The organism is Halobaculum rubrum (assembly GCF_019880225.1).
Taxonomy (GTDB): Archaea; Halobacteriota; Halobacteria; order Halobacteriales; family Haloferacaceae; genus Halobaculum; species Halobaculum rubrum.
The window spans coordinates 53,989-68,314 of record NZ_CP082285.1; the positions used below are offsets into that span (position 1 = coordinate 53,989).

Genomic DNA, 14,326 nt, shown 5'->3' on the forward strand with positions numbered 1-14,326 from the left:
GGCCCGTCAGATTTATAACCTGCTCGTGACTCTACAGAGGTAGGAAACGCATAGAAAATATTATTTTGCGAATTGCACGGCGACTGCCCACCCCCAGCTCACCCCCCATGACAGCTTCACCTTCAGCAGCCGACGACGACCGACGGACCATCACCGGCCAGTTCGTGTCCCAGCGAGCCGCAGGCGAACGCGATCGGGTTTGGCGGCTCCGATTCGAGACGGCGGACGGCCCGGTATCCGTGTTCCTGCATCCAGAGCGCGAACACGTGCGGTACGACCTCAAGACCGGCGAGTCGTATCGGCTCAGCGATGCTCGCGTGTGTCAGATCGCCGACTGTGAGGAGTTCGGCGAGTGTCCCGCGTGCGGCGAGCCGCTGCGAGAGTGGCACGCAATTGACGACTACCCTCCGGTTCGGGCCGTCCTCGACGAGTTCGACACCGGAGAGACGGTGTACGTCGTCGACGCCGAGAGCCGAGTCACGACCGCGGACGAGGACGACGACCCGGACGGTGACCAACTCGTCGACGACTGGCGACCGTGGCAGACGACGCCCGAGCCGGCGGCGTACGTCTGTACCGACTGCGGTCGCGAGGCCGACCCGCGGTACCACGGGGGAGATGCTGGCGAGGGTGGTGAGCTGCTCAATATGAGCGCCCCGGCCGACCCGAGCGCGCCGGTCGCATCTACAAACAAGAGCATGGGGCTCGCGACCGGCGGCGCGACGGATGCGGGGAACTTCCGAGAGAACGTCCGTGAGGGGCACGTCCCACAGCCGGATGCGCTCACGTACGAGGGATTGGTTCACGACTACCGATTCCCCGCGCGCGGCGACACGGACGCGGAGGGTTTGTTCGTCCCGACCTGTACGCAGTCCGTGTCGTCGAATCCGCTGACTGGTGAGGTGGAGCGGTATCTCTCAATCGGACTGGACTCGTCGCTGTCGACGGAGGAGTTCGAGCGTCCCGCGCTCGACTTGGTCGCCGTGCTTGACGTCTCCGGTTCGATGTCGAGCGCGTTCGACGAGTACTACTACGACCGTTCGGGTACGCGCCGCCGCGCCGATACCGACGACAGTACGGTCGACACCAAACTGGAGGCGGCGACGAAGTCGCTGTGTGCGCTGACCACGCAACTCGACGACGATGACCGACTGGGTGTCGTGCTGTACGACAACACCGCACACGCCGCTAAGCCGCTCCGACTCGTCGGCGACACCGACATGGCGGCGATCCGCCGACACATCCGCGCGATCACCGCACACGGCGGTACCGACATGAACGCGGGCTTCGAGGTGGCCCGCGATCTGTTCGACGCCGCCGATCACGGGCAGGCCGACGAGGCGGGTCGAGAGCGTCGCGTCGTGTTCATGACCGACGCCATGCCGAACACAGGCACGACGTCGACTTCGGGGCTCGTCGACGGGGTCGACGACGCCGCAACCGACGGCGTGTTTACCACGTTCGTCGGGATGGGGCTGGACGCGAACGCCGACCTCATCGCGGAGTTGTCTGCGGTGCGGGGGGCGAACCACTGCTTCGTCCACTCCGCGACCGAGTTCGAGCGCCGACTCGGCGAGGAGTTCGACTGTCTCGTGACGCCGCTGGCGTTCGACCTCTCGGTCGACGTCGACGCTGACGGCTACGAGGTAGCCGGAGTGTACGGCTCGCCCTCCGCGCGACCTGATGACGGAACTGCGCTGGAGGTGACGACGCTGTTCCCCTCACCGACCGAAGACGGTGAATCACGCGGCGGCGTGATCCTCGTCGAACTCGAAGCGAGTGACCCCGACAGGGACGCCGCCGCAGATGCTGGCGAGATTACGCTCACGGCGTCGTGGGTCGAGCGGGACGGCACATCCGACGAGACCACGGTCACGGTCACGCCGCGAGTGGCAGGCCACGACGACGACGCGGTGTGTAAGGCGGTCGCACTGCGACGGTACTCCGCGGAACTCCGCGAGTGGGCCAAGCGTGTTCGCGAGGGGGACAACGGTGACGAGAGCGGTCCGATCGACGACTGGCGCGACCTCGAACGGGCGCGGCACAATCACCACGAGCGGGGGTCAGTCCGGCTTCGCGTGTCCGACGCCGACGCTCAGCGGTTCGAGCGGCTTCGGGAGTACCTCCAAGCCGTACGGACGGTCGTCGACGACCCTGATCTCGATCAAGAACTCGAGGTGGTGTCCGAGCTACTCGACCACGGGCGAGCAGACCAGGAGGTGCCCCGGTGAGCACCAACTCGTCGGGTGCGAGCGGGATCACCGAGTCTGGAGAGTACCCTGTCTCCTTCGGCTACCAACACGCCAATCCCGGCGCGGGTAACGAGTCGGTCCTCCTACGGTTCGGCTACCCCGGCGGCGACGGCGACGCGTGCCTGCTCGTCGATGCAGGGCGGAATGTCGATCCCTCGGAGCTTCTTCGGCCCGAGGACCGGCTGGTGGGCGTCTGTCTGACCCACGCGCACTTCGATCACTACCGTGCGTTGTCGGGCACGCTCGACGGCGACGTTCCGCTGTTCGCTTCGCCAGACACGGCGGCGATGATCGACGACGTGCTGACCGTCGCAGCGACAGAGCGCGGCATCCAGCGATCCGGTGCGGTCGAGGAGGCGGTCGTCGCGATCGACGGTTGGACCGACGTGTGTCCGGGCGTTCAAGTCCACCCGCTACCGGCCGGGCACGCGCCAGGTGCAGCGGGGTTCCTGGTCCGGTTCACCGACGCCGAGGAGGCGCACGACGTCGTCATCACCGGGGACTTCACGCTCACCGACTGCGCGGGCTACCCCGGCTTTGACACGGGGTTGGCCACCGACATCGAGTGTCTGTTCCTCACCGCGGCGACCGACCCCAACGCCGGCGGGACGCTCACCGACGCCCTCGCGGACACCGTCGAAGGCGCGCTCGCGGGCGGTCGCTGTCTCGTTACCTGTGGCGCGCTCACCGGCGTGCACGTCGCCCGCCTGCTCGCCGCCGTGAACAGCGAACTCGGCACCGACGTACCCGTCCGACTCGTCGGCCAAGCGGCGAAACTGTACGAGACGCTCGGGTTCGAGCACGACGACGTGGAATGCGTCCCCGTGTTCGACGATCCGCACAGTTGTCTGAGTCCCGGAACCGTGACGATCGCCGGACCGGGCGTGCCGAACGAGGAGAGCAGCGGCCGACTGTTCCGGGCGCTCGAACAAGACACCGCGGCGACGGTCGTACAACTCGTCTCGAGTGGCGGGGACCCGGTGACACGCGGCGGCTGTACGACCACCGGCTACGCGTTCTCGAACCACCCGACGGAGGATGACCTCCGTACGGTCGTCCAGTCACTCGAGCCGGCACAGACGGTGATCACACACCAGCGCGGCCGAACAAGTCGGTTCAACGAACTTCCGTCGTGCGTGCGTGCCACCGGTGATGGGGACTCCTACACCCTCTACGAGGCCGGCACATGGGTCCGCCCCGATTGGATGACTTCCGTCCGCAAGCGAGACAACGCGGGCGGACTCCGCCTCGGAGCCTTCTCCGACGCGTTCGACGACCTCCCGCTGCCCGAAATCGACCGTGCAGCGGTGCCGATGTTGGCCAACGAAGGCGTCGACGTCACGGTCATCGAAGAACGGATCGAGGCGGTCGACCGCGACGACACCGCGCCTGAGCAGAACGACAAGCGCGACGATGAGAGCACGAACGACAACCCCGACACCCTACCCATGAGCGACGCCGAACCACCAAGCGCACGTGACGAGCACCGCCTCTTCGAGACGACAGCCACTCCAGAGATCGACGCCGAAAAGCCCGCCGAGTTCAGCGAGGAACTCCCCGAACCGACCAACCTCGTCACTGATCGAGCCCGGCGCCTGCTATTCGACGGCTCGGACTCGGATACTGACGAGGAAGTGGGAGCCGACGTTGAGGCACCGGTGGCAGAGGGCGACAACCCAGGCCAGCAGACGACCGACGAACCTGCGCAACTCGAGGAGGGAGGGAATGACCAGGACACGCTGAAGGGTGACGATGCTGATGAAGCGGTGACGAAACAGTCCATCGAGCACGAGGGAGGAGAGTCGGTGGGCGATCCTACTGGATCCGATTCAGTCGTCACCATAGACGGGATGACGGCCGCCCTCGTTCGTCGCCACCTTGCGGACGAGGAGTCAACTAAGGCGACGGCGTTCGTTGCCGACGAGGTCGAAGCGTTCCTCGCGTCGATCCTCGCTGGCGACGCGCCGGTTGAGTCGGAGCCGTCGGTCTCGGTAACGGTCCCCGACGGACTCGCTCCTGTGCTCGACGATGCCGTCGTTGCTGCGGGGTTCGCCGACGTCGACGAGGCCGCCCGCGACGCACTCACTGAGCTCCTCGACGGTGGAGAGACACTGGCCGTCCCGCTGGGTCGGCTCACCTCGCTGGTCGGGACGGTCGCGGAATCCGACGAGTACCCGTTCGACACCCAGCGTGCGGTCGTCGAGACGGCTGTCGTGCGTCGCTTGGAGGAGACGCGATGATTCAGAGCGACCGCGATCGAGGCGGTCAAGCAACTGCAGGGCACGGGTGAGGTACCGCTTGTACTCACGGATGTCGAAACGGTACTTATCCAGCTTTGCTTCGAAGCGAATCCACCCGACGCTGTCGCGACGGAAGCGTTCGCCTGTCTCGAAGCATTCGAGGATGCGGGCAAGACGATCAATCGCTCGCGAGCAGGAATCGCGGCCGCATGTCTCGTCTACGCGTACGGTCTCGTCGATCTCGCGTCATCGCCAACGCAGGAGGAAATCGCCGCAATGGCGGGGACAACGCCCATGACAACGTACACACGTCGCGATGAGTTGGAAGTTGTGCTCGAGGCGGAGTGACGTTGACCTGAGGCGCCGTGTGCAGCAGCGCTTACGACTCGTCAAGTGACCCGATCGCCTGGTTCATGTCGGGCGCGTCGACGTCGGGCTCGGAGCGCCACTGCCAGTAGGCGTACTCGTAGCCGTCCTGCGGTTCCTTGATCGAGATGTACGCCCGGTCAGGAACGCCCTCGTAATCCGTCGGGTCAGCTGAGTAGCCTGCTGCCTCTACGTGTCGCCGGAACTCCTCTTGGTGGTCACCATCGGGTCCGGTGGTCGCCTTGTGGTCGGCGAGTTTGGCTGCCCACGCTGCGAGTTCGCGTAGCCGGTCCGCCGACTGCCGTTCGAGTGGTTCGACGACGTACGCGGGCGCATCCGCGGGAGGTTCGGGAGGCGACTCACCAGTCATTATTACCCCACAATTTGAACTGTGGGATATTATGTGTATCGGCCGGTCTTGTGAACCTCTGGCTTCAAGATACTGAACTGGATACTCCAAGTCAAGCCCCGTTGTTGGATACTGTGCCGGTACCTATCGAAAATGTTGGTTAAGTTTAGCTGCTACGGCGTTCGGGTTCTCGGACAGGCTTTCTCGCTCCGTCGTATCGATTATTAGCCTTTGAGCACCAGAGAGAGCATATGCCACCCCTCAAAAAGGGGGCGTACGGATGCACGATCTAACTGTATTCCAGCGGGGTATCTTGTACGTGCTCGTCGGACCACTCGTCATCGGCGGCATGATCTGAGTTCACTCGGTGTTCGTTCGGAACGGATGGATGTCGACTACGGACGCACAGATCGTGTTGGATGCGGTACGTTCCGCTCGTAGTTGGGACACGAACAGCTACCTCCAGCGCGCCAAGACGCTACTCGAGTGAGCCCTCGCGGGGAACTACAGCGACTGTAGCTTCAGCGTCTCCTGTTTATCCATCCCCGTTTTGGGTCAGGACACGATGGTAGCGAACCTGCTCACCAGCGCGCGCCGCTGGGTCGACCGCGTCGTCTTCAATCGATCCCCGCTGGATCGTCTCTCGGCGTGGGAGCTCGAACGGAAGAGCGACAAAATATCACAGAAGCGCGACGAACACAAAGAGCGGATGGAGGCGGTCAAAGCCGAGTACGAGGCCAAGATGGAAGAGGCCGTCAGCGCCGAGGGCCACGAACTCCAAGAGATCAAAGCCGAGGCGTCGTGGCTGCTGGACCAGTACGAGCGGTTCCGTCGGCAGTGGGCCGGCATGATGCAGGCCGAGCAGTGGCTCCAGCAGATGATGCTCGGGAAGAACGCCAGCGAGAGCGGAGTCCCCGACATCTTGCAGGAACTCGGTGTCGACCCGGCCAACGTCGAGGAGATCGGAAAGGAGGTCGAGAGGGCTGTGAAGGACGAGGAGGAGCGTGCCCGCAAGCGCGGCTTCCAAGCCGGCAAGATCCAGGAGGCGTACCAAGGCGGCGGACAGGCGATGGAGTCCATCTCCGACGAGCGGGTTGACGAGGCGGTCGAGGCGGTCCGTGGGGGTGAAGAGGTCCCACAGATAGACTCACTGGTCGACTCACAGTCCGTCGATGCAGGTGTCGCACCCACCCGGGACACCTCGGGTGTCGAACACACCGAGTGAGGAGGCGAGAAGATGAACCCCGCCGCTGACACCGCCACCGCGATCCTGCGTAAGCGGTTCAAAGGCCATCGTGAGGACGCTGAGACCGCCAAGCGAGAGGGCCGACCGCACGACGCCGCTGTGGCCTACCGTGACGCAGCCGACGCCCTGCAGGCGCTGGCCAGCCACCAAGATGTCGACAGGGAGGCCGACGTCGCACAGCTCCGCGAAGCCGCGAATCGGATCGAAGCAGGCCGCCCACTCCGGTCCGAGCCCACGGTCGATCCCGGCGGTCGATCAGACGGAGACCGACCTACGCAACAGGATCCTCACAGCGACGACGGAGCAGATGACGAGTTCCGCGCGACAGCGGAGTCGTTCGTCTCTTCGACCGACGCAGTGTGGGACGACGTCGGCGGGCTCACCGAGGTCGTCCAGACGCTCAAGCGGTCGGTCGCACTCGGGGCGGCGCGTGACACGCCGCCCGCGCTCGGCGACACGAAGGGGGTTCTCCTGCACGGACCGCCGGGGACGGGTAAGACGCTCCTCGCCGCTGCAGCTGCGGGGTCGCTGGGGACGACCTTCTTCGAGGTGAACACGGGAAATCTCCTCTCGAAGTACTTCGGCGAATCATCCAAGCAGATCTCAGCGCTGTTCGAGGTCGCACGCGAACTCTCCCCCAGCATCGTCTTCTTGGATGAGGTCGACGCGCTCACGACGGCGCGGGGAGACGACACCGACGGTGCCGCCCGTCGAGTGCTCGATTCGCTGCTGTCGGAGCTGGACGGCCTGGAATCGAACGACGATTCGTTCGTGCTCCCTCTCGCATCGACGAACACACCGTGGGACCTCGACAGAGCTGTCCGTCGGCGGTTCGAACAGCGGATCTACGTTCCGCTCCCCGATCGAACTGCTGCCGAGGAGATCGTCCGTATCCATTCCACCGACGGCGGGGTCGAGTTCGCCGACGAGTCGCCGGCGAGGTTCCTCCCGACCGACGCGAAGGCGGACCCGCAAGACACCGTGTCGGCGACCATCGCCGCGGAGTGTGTCGCGCGGGGGTTCTCCGGCCACGACATCGCTGTGCTCTGCAAGGAGGCGATACAGGCGACGACGTTCCGGGCGAACGGCGACCTCGCGACACTGGTCGATGCGGGCAACATGGAGGCACTTCGTTCGCTGACGGTCACGACACCACCCGTCCCAGCAGCGGACGTTCGCACGGCCTTCACCTCGGTGTCGGCGTCGCTATCGGCGGCCGAACTGGACCGGTTCGAGGAGTGGCACGCCGACTACGGGACGACCCTTTAGCGTCGGTCACGCCGTTGAAAGATCCTCAGCGGCGCGATCTGCGTTTTGTTGTTCGCGAACTGCAGCGATCCGGTCAGACAGGGACGGATGGGCCTCGGCGACACAGACCGAGTCGAACGTCGGGCTGAACGGACTCCAGGTTGCCCGGCGCCGTGCCAACGCCGGTGTCGGGAGCAGACTCGTCCCGTCACTTGGTCCGGTGCCCGCAAACTCGTTTTCCGACAGTGTCGATGCGTCGTGCAACGCCGTGACGACAGCTGTCGGAGACGTCACCTTGGCGGCGTACCTGTCAGCACGGAACTCCCGGGTCTGATAGTTCAACAGTCCGAGGACGGCACTCTGCCCGACGAAGAGGGATGTCGCGACGAACGGGGCGAGGAGGGCGAGCAGGGTGTCACGGTACACTGCAGCGTGAGCGTACTCGTGGGCCGCGATCGCCGCGAGCGGGTCCTCATCGAGGCTCTTCACCAACTCCTCGCCCAGCAGTACCCACGTCACCGGGCCGAGCGAGACCGCGGTGGCGAGAGCTCCACCGCCCGGGACGACGCGAACGGGGACCGACACGGCGGAGCGTACCGACGGAGATGCGGGCCGTCCACGACGTCCGAGCCACAGGAGCCGGGCGATCGCGACGCACATCCCGGCGACCTGCGCGAGTAGCCCCGCCCAGATGTAGAGTCCGGGCAAGAACGCGAGGACCATCACGACCGCTACGGCGACAAGCAGTGGTGTGGGCTCTGCACGCGCAGCTGCCACCACCACCTGCACGTGCGGGACTGTCAGCACGGTCAGCGAGCCCGCCACCAAGCCGCCCCCCGACCCAAGGACAACCGTCACTAGATGGACCCGCCGGGAGGGGACGTACCGGAGACCTCCGCGGCGAAACGCATCGACGAGCTCCGTGTTGTTGGTCGAAAGGGCGACAACCGCCGCAAAGGCGGCGCCCTCAGTGACGACGAGAAACCCGACCATCGAGCCTATCGAGAGTGAGACGAGTCGCTCGGCCCAGAGGTAGACGACTGCCACCGGGACCGTCGACATCGATGTCACCAACACGTACTCCGCTCCCCCCGCCGGCAGTTGGACCGAGAAATCCGGGATACCGGGGAAGTCGTGGTGGAACCAGAGTATCGCGGTGGCACAGAGTACGGCGAGTAAAGTCGAGGCGACATACCCCGCCTGCGCGAACAACGGTGGGGGCTGGCCTCCGAAGACGACCGGCCAGAACTCGACGACAACGAACGCAGGGACGACAGGAGACCCGAGTGAGAGGATCCGCGTGAGCATCGGGACCGGGACTGGCTGGGAGGTCCCGTCGACGTCGTCGAACGGATCCGGTCCGTGGTTCGCCACGAGCACGAACCCGAAGTACACGAACAACGACAGAGTGAATCCGACTATCCCCGCACTCGCCACCTGGTTCCCCCCGTATCCGACGTCGAAGAGCCACATTCCGATCGTCACGACCGCGATCATCATCGAGACGACCGCCTCGAGGTATCGACCCCACGCGGGGAGATACCGCTCTTGGGTGGCGGTGATACCCGTCTCATCTCGCTGGACCGTCCACCGGTAGTACCTCGTGATGAATCGGGTTCGGTCAACGCCCGTGGCGACGGTCGAGTTCTTATCAGGGTGCGAGATCTCCGAAGAGAGTTCGACGCCGACATCCGTCGACCGTCGACCGATCCGAGCCAACGCCGTGTCCGTTCTGTCCACCGCGAGTCGTTTCACCCGCTTGGTGGGGTCAAACAGCTTCCGCTCTCTCGGGTCCGCTTGTCCGGGCGTCCACCAAACGGGGACGGACGTGTCCGACCCGGAAGTCACGCCTCCGTGTGCGGACGGGGCTGTGTTGAAACCACCGCAGCGGTCGCCTCAGACGAGCGTCCAGAGGAGGTATCCGATGAGACAGGCCAGTGCGGTCGTGACTACTGCCAGCCCGCCGAGGAGCAACTCCGCCAGCGAGGGCACGTGTGGGGACGTTCGGAGCGTCTGTATCCAACGGGCGAAGGGTGCGTCGCGACCACGCTCACGACGCCAGCCGAGACCGATCGCGACCGCGGCGACAGTGCCCGTCGCGACAACCCCACCGGTGACCAACGGTGTCGCTGAGACGCGCTGGCTCGCGACAGCGAGGAGTCGAGCGGCGGTCACCGACAGCGTCTCGGTCGTGGGCACGAGCGCCGGCTCTGTGAGCCCCCCGCCGAGGGCGAGTCCAGCCATCACTCCGAACAGCCAGACGACAACCGTCGTGAGCCGCCGGCGTCGCTTCGGCGCGGCGGTCACGCCGAACCGGGAGAGCACCGCGTCCGTCTCCGCTGCCAGTCGTTCGGTACGCCCTCGGCTCGTCGCCGCCGGGAGTGCCGCTTGGGTGATGCCGTCGAGCTCCTCTCTAAACTGCCGCCCGGCGACAGACAATCGAGCATCACGAAGGCGGACCGGGTCCGCGAGTTCGTATTCCTCGCAGTCGTCGACCCGGATGACCACATCTGCATCCGCGAGGGCCTGTGTTCGTGCGCCCTTCGTCACGACGGCACGCAACGGGGGGAAGGCGTCATCGGTCGCGAGATATCGCGACAGGTACACCCCCTCAGTGATCGACGGGGCCCGGATCTCGACCGGACCCATCTCGATCACGCGACGGAACACCGCCGGGGACCACGGAAGATCGATCACCCCGTCGGCGGTCAACGCCGTGTACGCCAGTTCGTCGGCGTCGGGCGACACTTCCTCGAGGGGTCGGGCGACCACCTCCCCGTCCCTGACCGTGTGCATGTACTCTTCGACCAGTACGGGCAACGACGAGACCGCGTGTTCCACGTCGGTCCCAAAACACTCCGCGGTCAACTGCACGGGACGGTCGGTGTGCCCCCGGAAGTACGACCAAGCAGTGTTCCGCTTGCTGTCGACCGCGACCAGTACGGCCCCCAACTGGTCGCGGAGGTCGGGTGAAACAGAGTCATCGAACGCGAACGCCGTGAACTCCTCGCCGGGTGACTCCCTCGCCTGGGTTGGGTCCGGACCGTCAGCCGCGAGTGGGTATGCGACCGTCCCACGGTTCGTGAACACACGGAGCCGGGAGAGATCGGCCGACTGTGAGTCACCCATTGGTCATCGCCTCCAGCGTCTCTGCGAAGCCGTGTACTCTGACCGGCTGTTCCGGAACCGGCTCCTCGGCGTCGCTGTCGTCCATTTCGTAGTGGACGACGCTGATCTCTGCGTCGGGAGCCATCCGGAAGAGTTCGTTCGTCGTCGGGAACACGTCGTCGCGCTCGCGGAGCAGGTACGCGACGAACTGCCGGAACGACTCGTGCCCCTCGTGGTGCGACATGGCGATCCGACCGCTGGTGTACTCGCGGTAGAGGCCCCGGAGGTTGTCGGCCTTGGTGACGACTACGTGGACGTCCTTCGACGGCAGGACACTCTCCTCGAGCGTGGTCAAGATCTGCTGGTAGGTGCCGAAGTACTCCGACGGGGGCGTCTGCTCGACGGCACCCGAGTCCTCGTGAACGAGTGAGGCGGCGTCCACGACAAACACGACCGTGTCTGAGAACAACAACTCGCGGGCGAGGAGTCCGGCCATCGCCTCGTTGCTCTCCACGCTGTCGGACTCGGGACGGTTACTGAACGGGCGAGCGAGCGCGTGCCGAACGTACCGAAGCGTCGTGACCGAGAGCACTCGCGTCGGAGCGTATCGCCGCAACGCGTCGACGAGCTGCTGGCCCGTGTGTTCACCGGCGGTGTCGAACGCGCGGACCGTCTGGAACCGCGCGAACACGTCGCCGATCTGGTAGCGGAACCTCAGCTGGTTGTACTGGAGGTTGGGTGTCGGCTCGTCGAGGGGTCCCCACCCATCGGCACCAAGGAACCCGCGGTACAGCGAGGCGAGCGGTTCGGACGGGTTTGGCTTCGTCTGTCCGGAGTCGAGTTCCTCGACGACATGATAAAATCCAGTCTGGAGTGTCGTCTTCCCCGACCGCGGGGGACCCAGCACGAGGAAGTTCTCGCGCGCCTCGTACGTGACGAGGCCGAACGTCGCGGTGACGAACGCGAGTGCAGCTGCCCCGGCGACGAGTGGGGTCGTCGTGCCGGCCCACACCGCCGACAGCGGAAGCTGCTCGGTGAACACATCGGTGGCCGGCGCGGTCGGCGTCGCCCCGACGTACACCTGGAGGAAAGAGACGACCGCGATCGCCGCGAGGATCACGAACAAGCCTCCCGAGGCACGGGGGAACTGGATGCCCGTGAGGCCATCCCGCAGCCTGAGGCCACCCGCGGCGACGAAGGCGCCACCGGCCCCGACAACGAACGCACCGAGGTTTGCCGCGGTCAGATACCTGAAGAACACGTCGAGTGTCCCGAACAGCAGTAATGCAGCTCCCAGTGCGATCGTCAGTATCAGCGCCGTGTAGCGCTTCATATCGTCGAGCCACAACAGCGCCAGGAGTGCCAGGACGGCTCCGAAGCCACCGGCCACGAGCGCACCGAGCCCACCGATTGGGCCGACGATGTCGAGGATCAGGGACGGAACGAGCCCCCCGGACGTCCACGCTCGCACCCCGAGCAACCCGATCGCCGGTGCGACGATCGCGAAGAGGCCGCAGTACGCGGTGAGTACGAGGAGATCGCTTCCGTCGAGTGGATGTTCTTGCATCGCAATTCGACGGTGACATACTGGCTTCTAAGATCCCCTCACGGGGCTACACTTCCTGTAGAGGCGGTCTACACAATGTGTAGGACGAACAGAAGGGCGGTGTGTCCGCTCGGGCTATCACCGCTATGCTCATCGACGTTACCGCCGACGGTGGGAGCAGTACCGACCGCTTCGTCAGCGTCGTCTCACAGATCGTCAGCACGTCCGGGTGGCAGCACCGAGGTCAGGGGGGTGCAGTCGGGCGAGCACAGCAGCTTGTCTCCGGTGGACCGTTGACCATGCATCTGCAACTCCCTGGGGTCAACGCCGATTTGGAACTGGAGTATCGACCGACCGCGGAAGCGGTCTGCGATGTCAGACTGTACACCCCGTTAGATCCGTCACTCCCCCACCGAGAGGTCCGGTCGGGGTTCGTCGGTCGCCTCGCAACTGCGCATAACTCGATCGCACGGAAGTACACGACCAGTCATCTCGAACCGCAGACCGACCCGCACGTACTGTTGATGGGGACGGTTCCACGGACGGCTGGCCGACTGTCCATCCAGACGATGGCCGCGGGGCTATCGGCAGCCGCACTCGAGGCCGCGTGGCTCCACGAACAAATCAACTCACCTGTCGACGAATATCTCGGAGAACGTGATCGCGGCGACGGACGGTGATGCCACGATCAGCGCTCATCTCGGTCGCCCTCACGCCACCGACGGAGGGTTTCCCGAAGTCGCCGGTGGAGGCGAGTCGTCTCCGTCGCGACCGCCGTGAGTGCCTCGACACAGTGTTCGATCTCTGCAGTCGACTCGTCCGAGCCGAGCCGAACGCGGAGGAGGATTCGACCGTCCGCGACGATCTCTGCGGTCGTCGGATGATCCTCGAGGGATGCCGCACAGATGGCTTCGTGCGTCGCGGCGAGCTCACCACCCATCCCGTCGGTTCCCTCCGGAAGCGACGGATCGAGCGGATGGATCAGGTACGCCTCGACGGCGCCGGTTGTAGCGGGTCGCACCAGCAGCCGAGCTCCCTCTTGGTCGAACGACACCGTCGTCTCACGGGGTGGGTCCGCAGTCGTGGCTTCACGGTCGGCTTCTGACACACACCATTTCGCCTCCTCGAGTGCCTGAAGCAACCGTCCTGACGTTGCCGTGGACGACGACACAGGTCGACGTCTCACTCTGACGGCATAGAGTCACCGTCCGACCGGGTACCCGTTCGACAGACGCAGGAACACGGCTCTGAACCATCGCTGAAGGAGTATACGGGAAAGCCCGGACTTTGTGGGGGTTCACATCTGATCGGGGATAAAATCGCGCCGACAGCGAATTCGCTGGCGCTCCGAGGCTTGATCGTAGTGGGCTTCCAGAATCTTCTCGGAGACGTCGCCGCGATCGCTGACAACCTCGCGTGGTATGGGCCAACGAGTACCTGGGTAGAGATCACTCCAGCCGGTTGGCCGCAGGAGCGGTGAAGCGGCCGACGCCCGGAGAGGCGTCCGCGAGCATCATCACCGCCCCCTTATCGCTCGGCTTCATCGGCACGAGGAAGTGGTACCGGCGGTTGGGGACCAGTACGCCGCGGTGACCGCGGCGCTCGAAGAGCGTCCCCGGAACGCTCAGAGCGAGCCCGTATCCCGGCGAAGCGACCGCACGATCTTCGATACTCCGGACGTCGAGACCGACTTCCTCGAGCGCGGCAGACGGATCGTCGGCAACGACGAGCACCGCCCGGCCGACACCTTCGGCGACGCCCCACTGTGCAGTGGAGGGACGCTCCCCCGGGTGTGGGAAGCGGCCGCAATCGGTACTCGCGGCGACCACTTCGGTGAGGTCCATCCCCGGCGTGAGGTTGTGAGTCGAGACGATCTCCCAATCGGCTGCACCATCGTGTGGCATCACCAGCACGGACGAACCGTCGGTATGTCAACGCTGAATCGGTGCTACTGTTGGTGTAGCAGGTCGA

Annotated in this window: 11 protein-coding genes; 5 read left to right on the forward strand and 6 right to left on the reverse strand. The window is 65.2% G+C overall.

Annotation, left to right across the window (positions count from 1 at the left end):
- The first annotated feature begins 239 nt into the window (after positions 1-239).
- Positions 240-2,231: a vWA domain-containing protein gene (locus K6T25_RS15295; RefSeq protein WP_222918126.1), complete on the forward strand. Its 1,992-nt coding sequence runs from the start codon at positions 240-242 to the stop codon at positions 2,229-2,231.
- The gene (locus K6T25_RS15300; RefSeq protein ID WP_222918127.1) at positions 2,228-4,492 is read left to right on the forward strand and encodes an MBL fold metallo-hydrolase; all 2,265 of its coding nucleotides are present in this window, start codon (positions 2,228-2,230) and stop codon (positions 4,490-4,492) included. The genes K6T25_RS15295 and K6T25_RS15300 overlap by 4 nt, the downstream gene beginning before the upstream one ends.
- A 379-nt stretch (positions 4,493-4,871) precedes the next feature.
- On the opposite strand, the gene K6T25_RS15305 is transcribed toward K6T25_RS15300, so the two are convergent.
- Positions 4,872-5,228: a hypothetical protein gene (locus K6T25_RS15305; RefSeq protein WP_222918129.1), complete on the reverse strand. Its 357-nt coding sequence runs from the start codon at positions 5,226-5,228 to the stop codon at positions 4,872-4,874.
- Positions 5,229-5,772: 544 nt separating this feature from the next.
- On the opposite strand from K6T25_RS15305, the gene K6T25_RS15310 reads away from it, so the two are divergent.
- Both K6T25_RS15310 and K6T25_RS15315 read left to right on the forward strand, forming a co-directional pair.
- A complete protein-coding gene (locus tag K6T25_RS15310; RefSeq protein ID WP_222918131.1) occupies positions 5,773-6,432 on the forward strand; it encodes a hypothetical protein in 660 nt (219 codons plus the stop codon).
- 12 nt (positions 6,433-6,444) lie between these two features.
- Complete coding sequence (locus K6T25_RS15315; RefSeq protein WP_222918133.1) at positions 6,445-7,722, forward strand: AAA family ATPase; 1,278 nt, start codon at positions 6,445-6,447, stop codon at positions 7,720-7,722.
- A gap of 6 nt (positions 7,723-7,728) precedes the next feature.
- Here K6T25_RS15315 and K6T25_RS15320 read toward each other — a convergent pair whose 3' ends face one another.
- From K6T25_RS15320 to K6T25_RS15330, 3 genes are all read right to left on the reverse strand, one after another.
- Positions 7,729-9,441, reverse strand: a complete 1,713-nt coding sequence (locus tag K6T25_RS15320; RefSeq protein WP_222918135.1) for a M48 family metalloprotease — start codon at positions 9,439-9,441, stop codon at positions 7,729-7,731.
- 156 nt (positions 9,442-9,597) lie between these two features.
- Positions 9,598-10,830, reverse strand: a complete 1,233-nt coding sequence (locus K6T25_RS15325) for a hypothetical protein (protein WP_222918137.1) — start codon at positions 10,828-10,830, stop codon at positions 9,598-9,600.
- Positions 10,823-12,376: a hypothetical protein gene (locus tag K6T25_RS15330; RefSeq protein WP_222918139.1), complete on the reverse strand. Its 1,554-nt coding sequence runs from the start codon at positions 12,374-12,376 to the stop codon at positions 10,823-10,825. Before K6T25_RS15330 ends, K6T25_RS15325 begins: the two co-directional genes overlap by 8 nt.
- Positions 12,377-12,501: 125 nt before the next feature.
- On the opposite strand from K6T25_RS15330, the gene K6T25_RS15335 reads away from it, so the two are divergent.
- Positions 12,502-13,035 (forward strand): hypothetical protein, encoded by a 534-nt coding sequence (locus K6T25_RS15335; protein ID WP_222918140.1) that lies wholly within the window; start codon positions 12,502-12,504, stop codon positions 13,033-13,035.
- Positions 13,036-13,043: 8 nt separating this feature from the next.
- Here K6T25_RS15335 and K6T25_RS15340 read toward each other — a convergent pair whose 3' ends face one another.
- A complete protein-coding gene (locus K6T25_RS15340; protein WP_222918141.1) occupies positions 13,044-13,376 on the reverse strand; it encodes a hypothetical protein in 333 nt (110 codons plus the stop codon).
- A 427-nt stretch (positions 13,377-13,803) separates the two neighbouring features.
- Positions 13,804-14,259: a hypothetical protein gene (locus tag K6T25_RS15345; RefSeq protein ID WP_222918144.1), complete on the reverse strand. Its 456-nt coding sequence runs from the start codon at positions 14,257-14,259 to the stop codon at positions 13,804-13,806.
- Positions 14,260-14,326 lie beyond the last annotated feature (67 nt).

Coding starts and splice junctions, on each gene's coding strand:
- K6T25_RS15345 (WP_222918144.1), bottom strand. CDS start 14,259: ATGCCACACGATGGTGCAGCCGATTGGGAGATCGTCTCGACTCACAAC.
- K6T25_RS15310 (WP_222918131.1), top strand. CDS start 5,773: ATGGTAGCGAACCTGCTCACCAGCGCGCGCCGCTGGGTCGACCGCGTC.
- K6T25_RS15330 (WP_222918139.1), bottom strand. CDS start 12,376: ATGCAAGAACATCCACTCGACGGAAGCGATCTCCTCGTACTCACCGCG.
- K6T25_RS15335 (WP_222918140.1), top strand. CDS start 12,502: ATGCTCATCGACGTTACCGCCGACGGTGGGAGCAGTACCGACCGCTTC.
- K6T25_RS15325 (WP_222918137.1), bottom strand. CDS start 10,830: ATGGGTGACTCACAGTCGGCCGATCTCTCCCGGCTCCGTGTGTTCACG.
- K6T25_RS15305 (WP_222918129.1), bottom strand. CDS start 5,228: ATGACTGGTGAGTCGCCTCCCGAACCTCCCGCGGATGCGCCCGCGTAC.
- K6T25_RS15315 (WP_222918133.1), top strand. CDS start 6,445: ATGAACCCCGCCGCTGACACCGCCACCGCGATCCTGCGTAAGCGGTTC.